At 58.9% G+C, this 15,853-nt stretch carries 14 protein-coding genes; 9 read left to right on the forward strand and 5 right to left on the reverse strand.

Features of this window, described 5'->3' with window-relative positions:
- Positions 1-78: 78 nt before the first annotated feature.
- The gene (locus NQ230_RS03975; protein WP_257260093.1) at positions 79-2,220 is read right to left on the reverse strand and encodes a TonB-dependent siderophore receptor; all 2,142 of its coding nucleotides are present in this window, start codon (positions 2,218-2,220) and stop codon (positions 79-81) included.
- Positions 2,221-2,607: 387 nt separating this feature from the next.
- Between NQ230_RS03975 and NQ230_RS03980 the strand changes: the two genes are divergently transcribed.
- Genes NQ230_RS03980 through NQ230_RS04000 form a run of 5 tightly spaced genes read left to right on the forward strand, consistent with a single transcriptional unit; the run spans position 2,608 to position 7,281 of the window.
- A complete protein-coding gene (locus NQ230_RS03980) occupies positions 2,608-3,420 on the forward strand; it encodes an ABC transporter ATP-binding protein (protein ID WP_257260094.1) in 813 nt (270 codons plus the stop codon).
- Entirely contained in the window at positions 3,417-4,400 is a 984-nt protein-coding gene (locus NQ230_RS03985; protein WP_121424681.1) for a FecCD family ABC transporter permease, read from the forward strand. The genes NQ230_RS03980 and NQ230_RS03985 overlap by 4 nt, the downstream gene beginning before the upstream one ends.
- A complete protein-coding gene (locus tag NQ230_RS03990) occupies positions 4,397-5,437 on the forward strand; it encodes a FecCD family ABC transporter permease (RefSeq protein ID WP_257260095.1) in 1,041 nt (346 codons plus the stop codon). Before NQ230_RS03985 ends, NQ230_RS03990 begins: the two co-directional genes overlap by 4 nt.
- A 9-nt stretch (positions 5,438-5,446) precedes the next feature.
- On the forward strand, positions 5,447-6,397 hold the full coding sequence (locus tag NQ230_RS03995; protein WP_257260097.1) for an iron-siderophore ABC transporter substrate-binding protein: 951 nt from the start codon (positions 5,447-5,449) through the stop codon (positions 6,395-6,397).
- Complete coding sequence (locus NQ230_RS04000; protein WP_257260099.1) at positions 6,394-7,281, forward strand: MurR/RpiR family transcriptional regulator; 888 nt, start codon at positions 6,394-6,396, stop codon at positions 7,279-7,281. The genes NQ230_RS03995 and NQ230_RS04000 overlap by 4 nt, the downstream gene beginning before the upstream one ends.
- A 92-nt stretch (positions 7,282-7,373) precedes the next feature.
- On the opposite strand, the gene NQ230_RS04005 is transcribed toward NQ230_RS04000, so the two are convergent.
- The 4 genes from NQ230_RS04005 to qseB form a co-directional block, all read right to left on the reverse strand.
- Positions 7,374-7,688, reverse strand: coding sequence for a putative quinol monooxygenase (locus NQ230_RS04005; protein ID WP_032640570.1), 315 nt, complete (start codon positions 7,686-7,688; stop codon positions 7,374-7,376).
- Positions 7,689-7,719: 31 nt separating this feature from the next.
- A complete protein-coding gene (locus tag NQ230_RS04010) occupies positions 7,720-8,301 on the reverse strand; it encodes an NAD(P)H-dependent oxidoreductase (protein ID WP_047650114.1) in 582 nt (193 codons plus the stop codon).
- A 105-nt stretch (positions 8,302-8,406) separates the two neighbouring features.
- Positions 8,407-9,756, reverse strand: a complete 1,350-nt coding sequence (gene qseC / locus NQ230_RS04015) for a quorum sensing histidine kinase QseC (RefSeq protein WP_257260101.1) — start codon at positions 9,754-9,756, stop codon at positions 8,407-8,409.
- Positions 9,753-10,412, reverse strand: coding sequence for a quorum sensing response regulator transcription factor QseB (qseB, locus tag NQ230_RS04020; protein ID WP_121424677.1), 660 nt, complete (start codon positions 10,410-10,412; stop codon positions 9,753-9,755). Before qseB ends, qseC begins: the two co-directional genes overlap by 4 nt.
- A 139-nt stretch (positions 10,413-10,551) precedes the next feature.
- Between qseB and NQ230_RS04025 the strand changes: the two genes are divergently transcribed.
- The 4 genes from NQ230_RS04025 (at position 10,552) to ftsP (ending at position 15,704) form a co-directional block, all read left to right on the forward strand.
- The gene (locus tag NQ230_RS04025) at positions 10,552-10,953 is read left to right on the forward strand and encodes a YgiW/YdeI family stress tolerance OB fold protein (RefSeq protein WP_023309189.1); all 402 of its coding nucleotides are present in this window, start codon (positions 10,552-10,554) and stop codon (positions 10,951-10,953) included.
- A gap of 118 nt (positions 10,954-11,071) precedes the next feature.
- Entirely contained in the window at positions 11,072-13,330 is a 2,259-nt protein-coding gene (gene parC, locus NQ230_RS04030; RefSeq protein WP_023333414.1) for a DNA topoisomerase IV subunit A, read from the forward strand.
- Between the two features lie 165 nt (positions 13,331-13,495).
- On the forward strand, positions 13,496-14,233 hold the full coding sequence (gene plsC, locus NQ230_RS04035; RefSeq protein WP_121424676.1) for a 1-acylglycerol-3-phosphate O-acyltransferase: 738 nt from the start codon (positions 13,496-13,498) through the stop codon (positions 14,231-14,233).
- A gap of 58 nt (positions 14,234-14,291) precedes the next feature.
- The gene (gene ftsP, locus NQ230_RS04040; protein WP_032659948.1) at positions 14,292-15,704 is read left to right on the forward strand and encodes a cell division protein FtsP; all 1,413 of its coding nucleotides are present in this window, start codon (positions 14,292-14,294) and stop codon (positions 15,702-15,704) included.
- The last annotated feature ends 149 nt before the right edge of the window (positions 15,705-15,853 follow it).

Genomic DNA, 15,853 nt, shown 5'->3' on the forward strand with positions numbered 1-15,853 from the left:
AACTGCACCTTAATGAGTTGGGGGTTCAACTTTTGGGGCGCAGTCCAGATGCAAGGCTGTTTATACCTGATGATGAAATCAAAACTCCATCTTCACCGTAAACTGCATTTCGCGCGGATCGCCAATCTGGTTGCCCAGGTTGTTGGTCGCAATGGACGATGTGTAGTAGGTCTTATCAAACAGGTTTTTCACGTTCACCTGCAGCGTCACCGGATACTGCAGCTTCATCTTATACGCCGCAAACGCATCCGCCACGAAATAGCCCGGCAGATAATAATCCGCACCGTTGGTTGCGGAACGACGGCTTACGCCGTGCCCGCCGCCGCCCAGCGTCAGGGTATTCCCGGCAAACGCATTGTGAATATCGTAGGTCAGGAACAGGGAGCCGGTATGGCGCGGCACGTTCGGCAGCGGTTTACCTGCATAGTCCGGGTCTTCCAAAACCTTCGCGTCGGTATAGCCGTAGCTGGCGATAATGTTGGTGTTCTCGGTCAACGATCCGGCAAGATCCACTTCCACGCCCTGAGAGCGCACGCGGCCCGCGGTTTTGGCGACGGTTTCATCTCCAATGCTCTCGGTGTACAGCACGTTGCGCTTGTGGATATCAAACAGCGCGATATTGGCGGTAATGCCGTCGAACAGGTCAAACTTAGCGCCGATTTCATACGCGTTCGACGTTTCCGGCGGCAGGTCGCCGATGTAGCTCGCAATGGACGACTGCGGCATAAACGTCTGGGAGTAGTTGGCAAACAGCGAGACCGCCGGGGTGAGCTTATAAACAAGACCCAGCTTCGGCGTCCACTGGTCGTCGCGGCTGTCGGTGTTCACGTTAAACGGACGTCCTTTCCCCGCGTACTGGGTGTAATACTGGTAGCGCAGTCCGGCAACGGCGATCCACTTATCGGTCAGATACAGCGCGTCCTGCGCGTAGGCGGAGTAGCTCTCCTGCTTGATGGTTTGATCGCTGTCGGATGCCGAGACGGTGGTGCACTTGCCGAGGCTGCCGTAGCTCGGGTTGTAAATATTGAAATCCTTAACGTTCTTACAACGGATCATGTCCGTACGCAGCAGATCGTAATTCTCATACGACACGCCGGTCAGGATCTCATTGTAAAAGCCCGCGATGTCCACGTTCCCCTGCAGATCCGCTCGCGTCGTGTGCATACGCTGGGTCGAGCCCTGGGTCGCATCCACGCGGCGGGTCAGGTTGCCGGTTTTTGAATCGTAGGCCATCACGCGGGCCTGGTTATCGCTGTACTTATCCTGGCTGTAGCTGTAGTCAAACTTCGCGGTCCACTGGCTGTTGAGCCGATACTCCGCGTTGAGCTGAGCGAGATCGGACTGCCCGTCGGTCACGTTAAACGGCTCATCGAAGCGGGTTTTGCGATTCACGTCGACGGCTTTTTTAGTGTTGAGATCGAAGATCGTTCCGCGATCGAACGGTGTTTTATAGTCGCGATGCGAATAGAGCACGGTCACGGTGGCATCATCGCCAAACCAGGTGAGCGACGGAGCGATAAAGGTGCTGCGTTCGGTGCCGAAATTACGCCAGTAATCCTCGTCCTGATATTCGCCCGTCAGGCGATACGCCAGGCGCGTGCCGTCAATCGGGCCGGTAACATCGATCTGTCCGGTGCCGCCGCCAAAGCTGGAAGAGGTGGCAGAAATTGAACCGCCGAAGGTCTTCTCCGGGCGTTTGGTGACGACGTTAATCAGGCCGCCCGGATCGAGAATGCCATAGAGCGTTGAGGCCGGGCCTTTCAGCACCTCCACGCGCTCGGTTGCGGCATTAAAGCTGCGCGGCAGGACGGTGCGCAGGCCGTTGGTCATGATCGAGCCGTCGCGGTTCGCGCCAAATCCGCGGCGCACGAAGGCATCCTGCGTACCGCCCAGGGTATTGGTCTGCACCACGTTGCTGACGTTATAAAGCGCTTCATCCAGCGTGGTGGCGTGCTGATCCGCCAGCACTTTATCGCTGACGGTATTGACCACCTGCGGGATGTCCAGCATCGGCATGTTGGTTAACGTAGCGGTGGAAGTATTCAACGGCTGATAGCCATTTGTGGCCTCCGCCGCAGTAGTTGGATCGGCGGTGACGGTAAGCGTTTCGCCGTCTTTAGCCGCGGTGGTGCCTGCTGCCTGCACCAGCGGCGCCATAAACAGCAGTGAAAAGAGCGCGCGCCCTTTTACCCCAGAGAGTGAAGGTGTGAACGTAGCCATTACATCTGTTATCCCGAAATATCCCGCGAATGACGTTTCGCGGAAAAATGTGTGAGTCATTGCCCTTTTACGGTCTGTCCGTTAGCCACGGCGGGCATCGAACATGTAATTGAGAATCATTCAATCATGCGGGAATGTAGTAGTAAATGGAAAAAAGAAAAAATCAGCTACAGCGTATAACCGGGCGTATAAGCGCAGCGGGATAATCATTAACTTCTTGAAATAAATGTTTTTGAAAGCCGTTCTGTGTTCATTTTCTCTCAGGCTTACCCCTGGTTTTATCAGGGTGTTTCTTCTCTTGACTACTACATGGCGCAGCGTCAAACTCTCAAAAGAGAATGATTTTTATTTATATTTGTTGCGTTTTTTTATTACGTTGGCATTCACGTGGCACACAACACAAAACAACCGGGACTGGTTCTGGAGAACCTCTCTGCGGGCTATCAGAAAAAAATCATCGTTGATGATATCTCCCTTGCTATCCCACAGCAGAAAATAACCGTTCTGGTGGGTGCGAACGGCTGCGGAAAATCCACGCTGCTAAGCACCATTGCGCGTTTGCTCCAGCCGCTTGGCGGCGCGGCAGTTCTCGACGGCAAGGCGATCCACGAGCAGCCGACCAAAGCCGTCGCCCGCAAGCTGGGTATCCTGCCGCAGTCTCCGCTGCTGCCGGAAGGGTTAACCGTCTTTGAACTGGTCTCGCGCGGGCGTTTTCCCTGGCAGAACTTTATGCGCCAGTGGAGCGACGAGGACGAACTGGCGGTGGAAGAGGCCCTGCGCCTGACCGGCACGGCGGAGTTTGCCCATATGCCGGTGGAAAGCTTGTCCGGCGGCCAGCGTCAGCGCTGCTGGATCGCCATGGCGCTGGCGCAGCAAACGCCGTATATCCTGCTTGACGAGCCCACGACGTTTCTCGATCTCCGCTATCAGGTGGAGATCCTGGAACTGCTGCACACCCTGACCCGCCAGCACGGGCGTACCGTGGTGGTGGTGCTGCACGATCTCAACTTTGCCGTGAACTACGGCGATTCGCTGGTCTTTTTACGCCAGGGAAAAGTTGAAGGCGTATTGCATGAGGGCGATGCCTGCACGCCGGAGCTGATCAAAGCGGTGTTTGATGTGGACGTGCATATGTCCATAAACCCGTTGACCGGCAAGCCGTTCTTTATGCCGTTTCGCCAGGGCACGGTTCAGCCATGATGCGCTCCTCTCTGGCCTTCCCGATCTTCGCATTGCTGCTGGTACTGGGGGCGATTATGCACCTGGGCATCGGCGCACGCTTTATCGCCCCGCAGACGGTGGTGGAGGCATTCTTCCATTTCGACCCGCGCAATTTCGACCATAGCGTCATTATCAAATTACGACTGCTGCGCCTCTGCGCCGCGATGGTGACGGGCGCCGCGCTCGGCGTGGCGGGCGTGCTGCTGCAGTCCGTGATCCGCAACCCGCTCGGCGAGCCGCATATTCTGGGGCTCAACGCCGGGGCCGCGCTGGCGGTGGTGATCGCCAGCGCGCTTGGGCTGTCGCTGCCGTTTGGTCGCCCGCTCGTTGCCGCCGCCGGTGCCGCCGCGCTGTTTTTGCTGGTGCTGATGTTTTCCTCGTCCGGTCGCACCGGGCTTACGCCGATGAAGATCACGCTGTGCGGCGTGGCGATGTCGGCGTTTGCCTCGTCGATTACCGCCGCGGTGTTAATTCTTGATGAACAGACGCTGCTCGCCATGCGCACCTGGCTGGCAGGAGACCTGGCAGGGGTCAGCGTGCAGACGCTCCAGAGCGCCCTTTGGGCGGCGGCAGCCGGTTTTGTTCTCGCTATCGGACTGTCGCCCTCGCTCAACATGCTGGCGCTGGGAGACCGGATGGCGCAGGGGCTCGGCGTGTCGCTGCTGAAAACTCGCCTGCTCGCCCTGCTGGCCATCGCGCTGCTCTGCGGTGCGGCCGTGTCTATCGCCGGGCCGATTGGCTTTATCGGCCTGGTCGTGCCGCAGCTCATTCGCCGTCTGGCGTCGGTCGATTTACGCGTGATGGTGCCGCTGTCTGCCCTGTGTGGCGCGCTGGTTCTGCTGCTGGCGGATATCGCCGCCCGCACGCTGTTTACGCCCTGGGAGCTGGCAACCGGCATTATGACGGCCCTGGTCGGCGCGCCCGTGTTCATCTTTATGGCATCGAGGATGTTCAAATGAACCGGGCCGGATTCCGCGCGATCCGAATTGGCCGTGTATCGGCGCTGGTTCGCCCGCGGGCGCTGGCGTGCCTGACGCTTTTAGCGCTGGTGGCGCTAAGCCTGCTGGGCTTTGGCCTGACGCACGGTTCTCTGCCCATTCCCACCTCCGCCATCGGGCGGGCGCTGTTTTCTCCTGAGAGTCTGACGGCTGAGACGCGCTACATCGTGATGGATATCCGCCTGCCGCGCCTGCTGATGGCGGTGCTGTGCGGGGCGATGCTCGGTATGGCGGGGGCGGCGATGCAGTCCATCACCCGCAATGGCCTGGCTGACCCCGGGCTTATCGGCGTGAAGGAGGGCTGTAGCGCGGCGGTACTGCTGCTGATTTTTCAGTTCCCGGCGCTGGGCCTGGCCTGGCGTCCGCTGGTCGGTATGGCCGGTGGGCTGCTTACCGCGCTGCTGGTCATCGCCCTGGCGCGCGATATCTCGCGCCCGCGATTCATCCTGATCGGCATCGGCGTGTCATGGGCCTTTACCGCGGCAATGGGCGTCTTTATGACCACGGCGGACGTGCGGGACGTGCAGACGGCGATGCTGTGGCTGGCGGGAAGCCTGCATGCGGCGAACTGGACGCTGGTGGGGTTAGCCGCGCTCTGGGCTGCCCCCGCGTTTGCGCTGCTGCTGTTTACCGTGCGGGCAGCGGACGTGGCGTTGCTCGGCAATCATGCCGCAGCGGGCCTTGGCGTACGCACAACCCGGCTGGCGCTGCTGCGGGTTCTTGCCCCGGTGGTGCTGACGGCGGCCTGCGTCTCCTGCGTGGGGAGTATTGGTTTCGTGGGGCTGATTGCCCCGCATATGGCTCGCCTGCTGCTGCGCGGTGGGCAAACCGCGCTCCTGACGGGAAGCGCCGCGCTGGGCGCGCTGCTGGTGCTGCTGGCGGATAACGTCGGACGTCTGGCATTCCTCCCGCTGCAGCTGCCGGCGGGAATTGTGATTTCATTGATTGGCGGACCGTTTTTCCTGCTGCTGCTCTGGCAGCGTCGGGACAGATTTTAGGGGACTATAATGCGCGTAGTGTTTTCAATGCTGTTGCTGGTAGGGTTCGCGGTGAGTGCGGCGGAGCCTACGCAGACGTTTACTGACGATCTGAACCGAAAAGTGGTGGTGCCGGTTCATCCGAAACGGATTGTCTCCTTACACGATCTGGATATCACCATTCCGCTGATTGAGCTAGGCGTGCCGCCGGTGGCAAGCCATGGCCGCACGCGGCCGGACGGCAGCCACTTTCTGCGCTCCAGCGGCATGTTGACCGGCGTCGACTTCGATAATTCCGACATTAAATTTATCGGCACGGCCGATATCGACATTGAAGCCATTGCCGCCGCAAAGCCTGACCTGATCATTACCGAGCCGACCCGCAACACGCCGGTGGAACAATTAGCCAAAATTGCTCCGACGGTGAGCATCGATCATCTCGACGGCGGCGCGCCGGAAATCTACCGCAAGCTGGCGCAGCTTACGGGCACGCAGGCAAGGCTAAACATTCTTGAACGCCGCTATCAGGAGCAAATCAAGGCGCTGAAGGCGACCATCGACACGCGCAAAATCACCGTGTCGGTGATTCAGGCTAATCAGGGGAAAATCAACGCCATGCACAGCTACCACTCGCTGGGCCGCGTGCTGCGTGATGCCGGGTTTACCTTCCCGCCGCTGATTGAGTCTATTCCGGAAGGGGGGCGGATTGACGTCAGCGCCGAGCGTCTGCCTGATCTGGATGCCGATTTCGTCTTTGCCACCTGGCGCGGGGATACGGGCGGTAAACCGCAGGACGAGCTGGCGGCGATGGATGCGGTCATGCCGGGCTGGTGTCAGTTCCTGAATGCCTGTCGAACCGGGCACTACGTGCTGATCTCGCGTGAAGAGGCCATCTCGAATTCGTTCGCGTCTTTAGGGCTGATGGCCGCGCAGGTGCAGTCGCAGATTGCCGGGCGTCCGCTGCCGGAGGCGACACGGTGATCCGCAAAGAGAAAGGGCGCGTGGATGTCTACGGCGACCGCTTTCGCGCGCGCGCGCATCAGCTGACGCCGCGTCTGCTGCAGGTTGCACGCTATATCCATGACAACCGCGAAGCGGTGATGGAACAGACCGCAATGGAGATTGCGGTGGGGTTGAAAACCTCGGATGCCACGGTAGTTCGCGCCATTCAGGCGCTGGGTTTCGCCGGGCTGCGCGATCTCAAGCAGACGCTGGAGCAGTGGTTTGGTCCGGTGGTCACCTCCAGCGAAAAGATGTCCACCACGGTGAATACGCTCGCCAGCGACGTCAACGCGAGCATTGATTTCGTGCTGGAGGGGCATCAACACACCTGCGAAGTGTTATCCGAGCCCCACAACCGCTACGCGATGGCGCAGGCGGTCTCTCTGCTGGCGCAGGCGAGGCAGGTCGCCATATTTGGCATTGGCGCCTCCGGCATTCTGGCCGAGTACACCGCCAGGCTGTTCAGCCGTATGGGGTTACCCGCCACGCCGCTTAACCGTACCGGGATAGGGCTTGCCGAGCAGCTGATTGCGCTTCAGCGCGGCGACGTGCTGGTGATGATGGCGCAGAAATCCGCGCACCGGGAGGGGCAAACCACGCTGCGTGAAGCAAAACGTCTGGGCATTCCAACTATCCTGCTGACCAACGCCCTCGATTCGCGCTTCAGCAAGGAGGCCAGCGTGGTGATCCACGTTCCGCGCGGCGGCGAAAAAGGCAAAATCCCGCTCCACGGCACGGTGCTGCTGTGTCTTGAGATGATTATTTTATCCGTGGCCTCCACCGAGCCGCAGCGCACCATCAAGTCGATGAAGCGCATCAACGAGTTACATCGTGGGTTAAAACCGGGGAAGAAAAGCAGCTAAAACAAAGCCCGGTGGCGCTAGCGCTTACCGGGCCTACGGTTCAGGTTTTGTAGGCCGGGTAAACGCAGTGCCACCCGGCAAATGCCACGAACTTAAACCCCTTGCTCCAGAATACGGATGTGGGTTTCCAGCACGTCACCCTTCACCGCGTCGCTCCACGCTTTCATGTGCGGAGTCTGCAGGTGCGCTTCAAGATGCGCGACGGTTTCCCACTGCTCAACCATGATGATCGAGTCTGGCGCGGTCGCCTGGAAGCTGGCGTCAGTGGCGGCATCGACCATCGGCGCGTAGCCGTGGCAGCCTTCTTCTTTCAGTACGGTCGGGATAATTTTCGCGAACTGATCCAGCACCGCCTGACGGTGATGTTGACCTGGACGAGTACGGATTTCTGCGATAACGGTAAGCATGTTTACTACTCCTTTAATTCCAGGCTACCAGTTAAGCAAAAATTTCCGCGAGATGCTTGCGATATTCTGCGATATAGCTCGGGACGTCAGGCATTTTAATCACGTCGTTGACGATAAAGGTCGGCAGCGGATCCATGCCCAGGAACTGGTTAGCCTTGTGGAACGGCAGGTAAGCGCCGTCAACGCCAACGCCTTCGAAGAACTGATCTTTCTCGGTGAAGGCTTCCAGCGGGGCGTTCCAGGTCAGCGAGAGCATATATTTTTTGCCCTGAATCAGGCCGCCCGAGCCGTATTTTTTGGAGGCGTCAGAGCGGGTGCGGCCATCGCTGGCATACAGTGAGCCATGACCTTCGGTGAACACGTCGTCCATGTATTTTTTCACGGTCCACGGCGCGCCCATCCACCAGCCTGGCATCTGCCAGATCACCACGTCTGCCCACAGGAAGTTCTGCACTTCGGCTTTCACGTCGTAGTTGCTGTCCGCGCGCACGACCTTAACATCATGCCCGGCGTCGCGCAGGAAACCGTCCGCGACCTCGGTCAGGGTGTCATTCAGCTGGCCTTTAGAGTGCGCAAATTCTTTTGCACCGTTGATAATCAGAATGTTGCTCATTATTTGTCCTCGATGATGAGAGTATGGCGAGTATTCTACGCGCGAGGACGGTGCGGTAAAATGAGCAAAATGTGCAAAGTCTTTTGCATTAAACGCAATAATCCCTTACCAGCTGACCTTCGCTTCAAAACCGCCTTCAGGGGCATTGCTCAGCGAAACGCGCATCCCGTGCAGGGTGGCGACGCGTTTGACGATGGATAATCCCAGCCCGCTGCCCGTGGCATCCTGGCCCGGCGGACGGTAAAAGCGCTCGCCGATGCGCGCCAGCGCGTCCGGTGAAATGCCGGGACCGTTGTCGCGCACGGTAAAGCTACGCGCGTCCAGCGTCACGTCCACCACGCTGCCGCGCGGGCTGTAGCGAATCGCATTATCCAGCAGGTTGCGCACCAGCAGGCTCAGGAGCAGCTGCTGGCCCGTGCGAGTAACCTCTGGTGCAGGGATGTTCAGACGAACATCAATGCCCGCCTGCTGCGCCGGATGATAAATATCCATCACCGCGGACTGCAGTAAATCGGCCATAACAATCGGCTCGACGCCTTCCAGGTTATCCAGCGAATCCAGGCGCGACAGCGTGAGGAGCTGATCCACCAACCGGGAAGCGCGGTCAATGCCCGCATGCAGCTGCGTCAGCGCCTTTTCCCGCGCCTGAGGATCGTCATGAGAGAGCTGCGCCACGTCAGTTTGCACCTTCAGAGCCGCCAGCGGGCTGCGTAACTCGTGGGCGGCATCGGACGTAAAGCGGCGCTCGCGGGTCATCATCGCCTGGGTGCGTGCAAAGAGATGATTCAGCGCGTCGAGCAGGGGGCGCACTTCCGTAGGGACACCCTCCGTCGGCAGGTTATCGGTGGCATCCGGCGAGCGCGAGCGCAGGGTCTGCGCCAGCTTTTTCAGCGGCTTCAGTTCACGGCTCAACAGCAGGATCAGCAACAGCAGCATTACGGGTAGCGCCACCAGCCACGGCGTAAGCTGTGAGCTGACCACGTCCAGCGCCATCTCCTGACGGTACTCCCACTCCTGGCCGACCACCACGCGGTATTTCCCGTCGGGTGAGGTCAGCCATAAAAAACGCCATTCGTCGTTGTCGCCCTGCAGCTGCCCGTTATCGAACCCGTCGCGGCGATAGTGGTACGGGATATCACGCCCGTTTTCGCCGTCGTTGAGGATCATTTTGCCGTCGACGGCGTAAATGGCGAAGGCCAGCGCGTCATCGTCCAGACGACCATGCTTCACTTTTTTCGGGATCTCGCGCATCCGCTCGGGAGCGCGGATCTCGTCCAGATCCATCGTCAGCAGCCGTTTCGCAAACAGCATCTGCTGGGTATCGAACAGCTTGTCGAGCTTGTGGGTCGTTTGCTGCCAGGCGACAACACTGGCGGCAAACCAGGCTGCCAGAGAGAGCACCAGGAAAACCAGCGTCAGGCGCAGCTTAAGGCTCAGGCGTTGCGTCAGCTTCATGCGTCACCCAGGGTATAGCCGATGCCGTGCACGGTGCGGATAAACTCGCTGCCAAGCTTGCGGCGCAAATGATGGACGTGAACCTCGATGGCGTTGCTGGAGACGTCGTCGTCCCAGGTATAAAGCTTTTCCTCGATCAGCTTTCGCGGCAGCACCCGGCCCGCGTTACGCATTAACAGCTCCAGCAGCGCGAATTCTTTCGGCTTGAGCGTCAGCGGCTCACCCTCCAGCGTGGCGACGAGACGGGTCGGATCGAGCGTGACCTTCCCGTGACGTAGCTCGCTACGCGCCTGCCCGTGGCTGCGGCGGACCAGCGCTTCGAGGCGGGCACCCACTTCAATCAGCGCGAACGGCTTACAGAGATAATCATCCGCGCCCAGACGCAGCCCCTCGACGCGCTGGTTAAGCGCATCCCGCGCCGTCAGAATCAGTACCGGCTCGCTGCGCCCGCTTTCGCGCCACGCGCGAAGGATCTCCAGACCGTCAATTTCCGGCAGCGTCAGATCCAGCACCACGGCATCATAGGGTGCAGAAAAGAGCGCGGCCTGACCGGTTTTACCGTCGGTAAACCAGTCCACGCTAAAGCCCATTTTGCTTAACCCCGCCTTGATACCGTCGCCGATTAACCTGTCGTCTTCTACCAGTAAAATGCGCATGTTCCCTCCTTGATGCCGTCAGTAAACCCTCTGCAAGCGCCTGCTGTACAGCAATAATAAATAAATTTTTCCCTTAAGAAGTTGTTAAGGATTACCCTGTTAAATGGATTGCGAAACGACATTAAAGGGAGAGATGAAGATGAAAAAATTCGCTGCTATTGCTGCCATCATGATGATGACCACCGCGCCGGTCTTTGCTGCTCAGGGCGGTTTTACTGGCCCATCGGCCACACAGACCCAGACGCAAACTCAGCAGGGCGGTTTTGTCGATAACAACGCCAACCTCACCACCGCGGCAAAAGTGAAAGACCTGAAGGACGATGCCTGGGTGAAGCTGCGCGGGAACATTACCGAGCGCCTGTCCGATGACCGCTACACCTTCCGCGATGAGTCCGGCACGGTGGTCGTTGAGATTGACCACAAGCGCTGGAACGGCGTGACCGTCACTCCGCAGGATAAAGTTGAACTGCAGGGTAAAGTCGATAAAGACTGGAACGAGTTTGAAATCGACGTGAAGCAGGTTATTAAGCTGAACAAATAACCCGAAAAGGGCCGCCTGTGCGGCCCTTTTTCTTTGTGACTCAATTCATCAGATGAGGTAGTATCTGCGGCAATATTGCCTGAAACCCTTCGGTTTCTGAGTTGAGGAATCACACATAATGAGCGATATGGCAGAGCGCCTCGCGCTACATGAATTCACGGAAAACGCCTACCTGAACTACTCCATGTACGTCATCATGGACAGGGCGTTGCCGTTTATCGGGGATGGCCTGAAGCCCGTTCAGCGCCGCATCGTCTATGCGATGTCCGAACTGGGGCTGAACGCCACCGCCAAGTTCAAGAAATCCGCCCGTACCGTCGGCGACGTACTGGGTAAATACCATCCGCACGGCGACAGCGCCTGTTATGAAGCGATGGTGCTGATGGCGCAGCCGTTCTCTTACCGCTACCCGCTGGTGGACGGGCAGGGGAACTGGGGGGCGCCGGACGATCCAAAATCCTTCGCGGCGATGCGTTACACCGAATCCCGTCTCTCTAAATACGCCGAAGTGCTGCTCGGCGAGCTGGGTCAGGGAACCGTTGACTGGGTGCCAAACTTCGACGGTACGATGCAGGAGCCGAAAATGCTGCCTGCGCGTCTGCCGAACATCCTGCTGAACGGCACCACCGGTATCGCGGTCGGTATGGCGACGGACATTCCGCCGCACAACCTGCGTGAGGTGGCGAAAGCCGCCATTACCCTGATCGAGCAGCCGAAAACCTCGCTGGACGAGCTGCTGGATATCGTGCAGGGGCCGGACTACCCGACCGAAGCCGAAATCATCACCTCGCGCGCGGAAATCCGCAAAATCTACCAGAACGGTCGCGGCTCCGTGCGCATGCGCGCGGTGTGGAACAAAGAGGACGGCGCAGTGGTGATCACCGCGCTGCCGCATCAGGTTTCCGGTGCCAAAGTGCTGGAGCAGATTGCCTCCCAGATGCGCAATAAAAAGCTGCCGATGGTGGACGACCTGCGCGACGAATCGGATCACGAGAACCCGACCCGTCTGGTGATTGTGCCGCGCTCGAACCGCGTGGACATGGAGCAGGTGATGAACCATCTGTTCGCCACCACCGATCTGGAAAAAAGCTACCGCATCAACCTGAACATGATTGGCCTCGACGGACGCCCGGCGGTGAAAAACCTGCTGGAGATCCTCACCGAATGGCTGACGTTCCGCCGCGATACGGTACGCCGCCGTCTGAATTACCGTCTGGAGAAAGTGCTTAAGCGCCTGCATATTCTCGAAGGTTTGCTGGTAGCGTTCCTCAACATCGACGAAGTGATTGAGATCATTCGTACTGAGGACGAGCCGAAGCCGGCGCTGATGTCGCGCTTTGGCATCAGCGAAACCCAGGCCGAAGCGATCCTCGAACTGAAGCTGCGCCATCTCGCCAAACTGGAAGAGATGAAGATCCGCGGCGAGCAGAACGAGCTGGAAAAAGAGCGCGATCAGCTGCAGGCGATCCTCGCGTCCGAGCGCAAGATGAACACCCTGCTGAAGAAAGAGCTGCAGGCCGATGCAGACGCCTTCGGCGACGACCGTCGTTCTCCGCTGCACGAGCGCGAAGAAGCGAAGGCGATGAACGAGCACGACATGCAGCCGTCCGAGCCGGTGACCATTGTCCTGTCGCAGAGCGGCTGGGTGCGTAGCGCCAAAGGCCACGATATCGACGCGCCGGGGCTGAGCTACAAAGCGGGCGACAGCTTCAAAGCGGCGGTGAAAGGCAAGAGCAACCAGCCGGTGGCGTTTATCGATTCCACCGGCCGCAGCTACGCCATCGACCCGATCACGCTGCCTTCCGCGCGCGGGCAGGGCGAGCCGCTCACCGGCAAGCTGACGCTGCCGCCGGGCGCGACGGTTGACCATATGCTGATGGAAGCCGATGACCAGAAGCTGCTGCTGGCGTCCGATGCGGGCTACGGCTTTATCTGTACCTTTAACGACCTGGTCTCCCGTAACCGTGCCGGTAAGGCGCTGATTAGCCTGCCGGACAACGCCCACGTAATGGCGCCGCTGGTGATTGAGAACGAAAGCGACATGCTGCTGGCGATCACTACCGCCGGACGTATGCTGATGTTCCCGGTCAGCGATCTGCCGGAGCTGTCGAAAGGCAAGGGCAACAAGATCATCAACATCCCGTCGGCGGAAGCCGCGAAAGGCGAAGATGGCCTGGCGCACCTCTTCCTCCTGCCGCCGCAGAGCACGCTGACCATTCACGTCGGCAAGCGTAAGATCAAGCTGCGTCCGGAAGAGCTGCAGAAGGTGGTGGGTGAGCGCGGTCGCCGTGGCTCGCTGATGCGCGGCCTGCAGCGCATCGACCGCGTGGAGATTGACTCTCCTGCACGCAGCGCTGCGGGTGACAGCGAAGAGTAATGTCGTGATATCCCCCCCTCTGCCCGGAGGGGGAATTTCAATAAAATTTCCCGTAAAATCGTTGTTAATTCGTGCGTTGCGATTAACAATACGCGCTCGTAATAAAGTCCTTACCTGGCCACAGGTGAAGTATAATTGTCAGCTGTTGGGGCTTCAGAGGTCGCTATGCTATATATTGTTCGTCTTATTCTTACCGTTATCTACTGCATTCTGGTCTGTATTTTCGGCTGCATCTATTGCCTGTTCAGTCCGCGAAATCCTAAGCATGTTGCCACCTTCGGCCATATGTTCGGTCGCCTTGCGCCGCTGTTTGGCCTGAAGGTTGAGAAACGTCTGCCTGAAGGGGCGGAGAATTTCGGTAACGCCATTTATATCGCTAACCATCAGAACAATTACGATATGGTGACCGCCGCAAATATCGTTTTACCGCCGACCGTGACGGTAGGGAAAAAAAGCCTGCTGTGGATCCCGTTTTTTGGCCAGCTGTACTGGCTGACCGGTAACCTGCTGATCGACCGTAACAACCGCGCAAAAGCGCACAGCACCATTGCGGAAGTGGTGAACCATTTTAAAAAGCGCAGAATCTCAATCTGGATGTTCCCGGAAGGAACGCGCAGCCGCGGCCGCGGCCTGCTGCCGTTTAAAACCGGTGCGTTTCATGCCGCAATTGCGGCAGGTGTTCCAATTATTCCTGTGTGCGTTTCCAATACTTCGAATAAGATTAATCTTAACCGCCTGAACAACGGGCTGGTGATTGTCGAAATGCTGCCACCCGTCGATACCAGCAAATACGGTAAAGACCAGGTGCGCGAGCTGGCAGCGCACTGCCGTGATTTGATGGCTGAGCATATTGCGCTGCTCGACAAAGAAGTCGCAGAGAGAGAAGCCGCCGGTAAGATTTAATCCGGCGTTGAAGGGAAAACGAATTCCCGCGTTGTTAGTCGTTTCAGATGGAGCTTATATGTCACTCAGTCGGCGTCAGTTTATTCAGGCTTCCGGGATCGCCCTTTGTGCGGGTGCGATGCCGCTGACAGCCAGCGCCGCCGGGCAGCAACAGCCGCTGCCTATTCCGCCATTAATTGAATCTCGTCGCGGTCAGCCGCTTTTCCTGACGCTGCAGCGCAGCCACTGGTCCTTCACCCAGGGGACGCGTGCGCCGGTCTGGGGTATTAACGGACGTTATCTTGGGCCGACCATACGCGTGTGGAATGGCGATGACGTTAAGCTCATCTACAGTAACCGCACCCCTGAAAATGTCGCCATGACCATCAGCGGCCTACAGGTGCCTGGCCCATTGATTGGCGGCGCGGCGCGAATGATGTCACCCAGCGCCGACTGGGCGCCCGTTCTGCCGATTCGCCAGAGCGCAGCAACCCTGTGGTATCACGCCAACACGCCTAACCGCACGGCGCAGCAGGTCTATAACGGCCTGGCCGGGATGTGGCTGGTGGAAGATGAGGTCAGCAAATCCCTGCCGATCCCGAACCACTACGGCGTGGATGACTTCCCTATTATTATCCAGGACAAACGTCTGGATAATTTCGGTACGCCGGAATACAGCGAGCCGGGCAGCGGCGGCTTCGTCGGCGATACGCTGCTGGTCAACGGCGCGCAAAGCCCGTATGTCGAGGTCTCGCGCGGCTGGGTGCGCCTGCGTCTGCTCAACGCCTCCAACTCGCGCCGCTATCAGCTGCAAATGAGCGATGGTCGTCCGCTGCACGTGATTTCCGGCGACCAGGGCTTTTTACCGGCGCCGGTTTCCGTCAAACAGCTGGCGCTCTCGCCGGGTGAACGTCGCGAAATTCTTGTGGATATGACCAACGGGGATGAAGTGTCGCTGACCTGCGGTGAAGCGGCGAGCATTGTTGACCGTATTCGCGGGTTCTTTGAACCGTCGAGCATACTTGTCTCGACCCTGGTGCTGACCCTGCGCCCGACCGGTCTGCTGCCGCTGGTAACCGATAGCCTGCCAATGCGTCTGCTGCCGCAGGAGATCATGAGTGGCTCGCCGGTGCGCAGCCGTGATATCAGCCTGGGTGACGATCCGGGGATCAACGGCGCGCTGTGGGACGTCAACCGTATCGACATTACCGCGCAGCAGGGCACCTGGGAGCGCTGGACGGTGCGTTCAGATATGCCGCAGTCGTTCCATATTGAAGGTGTGTCATTCCTGATCCGCAACGTTAACGGCGCGATGCCGTTCCCGGAAGATCGCGGCTGGAAAGATACCGTCTGGGTGGACGGCCAGGTCGAACTGCTCGTCTACTACGGTCAGCCTTCGTGGCCGCACTTCCCGTTCCTGTTCCACAGCCAGACGCTGGAGATGATGGACAGGGGCTCCGTGGGGCAGATGCTGGTGAATCCGGCACCGTAAAACGAGTCGGGTGGCGGCTTCGCCTTACCCGACCTACAGGCCCGTAGGCCCGGTAAGCGTAGCGCCACCGGGCAATAAATACCCCTTCATTTCCCACATTGATCCAGCGTATAATCCCGCTCCTTTTGTCTATTTTTTCTTCGGAAGTA

Source organism: Enterobacter asburiae (genome assembly GCF_024599655.1).
Classification (GTDB): Bacteria; Pseudomonadota; Gammaproteobacteria; order Enterobacterales; family Enterobacteriaceae; genus Enterobacter; species Enterobacter asburiae_D.

Bases quoted from the DNA above. Each gene is read 5' to 3' on its own strand.
- NQ230_RS03975 (WP_257260093.1), bottom strand. From the start codon at position 2,220: ATGGCTACGTTCACACCTTCACTCTCTGGGGTAAAAGGGCGCGCGCTC.
- NQ230_RS03985 (WP_121424681.1), top strand. From the start codon at position 3,417: ATGATGCGCTCCTCTCTGGCCTTCCCGATCTTCGCATTGCTGCTGGTA.
- NQ230_RS03990 (WP_257260095.1), top strand. From the start codon at position 4,397: ATGAACCGGGCCGGATTCCGCGCGATCCGAATTGGCCGTGTATCGGCG.
- NQ230_RS03995 (WP_257260097.1), top strand. From the start codon at position 5,447: ATGCGCGTAGTGTTTTCAATGCTGTTGCTGGTAGGGTTCGCGGTGAGT.
- NQ230_RS04005 (WP_032640570.1), bottom strand. From the start codon at position 7,688: ATGCTTACCGTTATCGCAGAAATCCGTACTCGTCCAGGTCAACATCAC.
- NQ230_RS04010 (WP_047650114.1), bottom strand. From the start codon at position 8,301: ATGAGCAACATTCTGATTATCAACGGTGCAAAAGAATTTGCGCACTCT.
- qseC (WP_257260101.1), bottom strand. From the start codon at position 9,756: ATGAAGCTGACGCAACGCCTGAGCCTTAAGCTGCGCCTGACGCTGGTT.
- qseB (WP_121424677.1), bottom strand. From the start codon at position 10,412: ATGCGCATTTTACTGGTAGAAGACGACAGGTTAATCGGCGACGGTATC.
- NQ230_RS04025 (WP_023309189.1), top strand. From the start codon at position 10,552: ATGAAAAAATTCGCTGCTATTGCTGCCATCATGATGATGACCACCGCG.
- parC (WP_023333414.1), top strand. From the start codon at position 11,072: ATGAGCGATATGGCAGAGCGCCTCGCGCTACATGAATTCACGGAAAAC.
- plsC (WP_121424676.1), top strand. From the start codon at position 13,496: ATGCTATATATTGTTCGTCTTATTCTTACCGTTATCTACTGCATTCTG.
- ftsP (WP_032659948.1), top strand. From the start codon at position 14,292: ATGTCACTCAGTCGGCGTCAGTTTATTCAGGCTTCCGGGATCGCCCTT.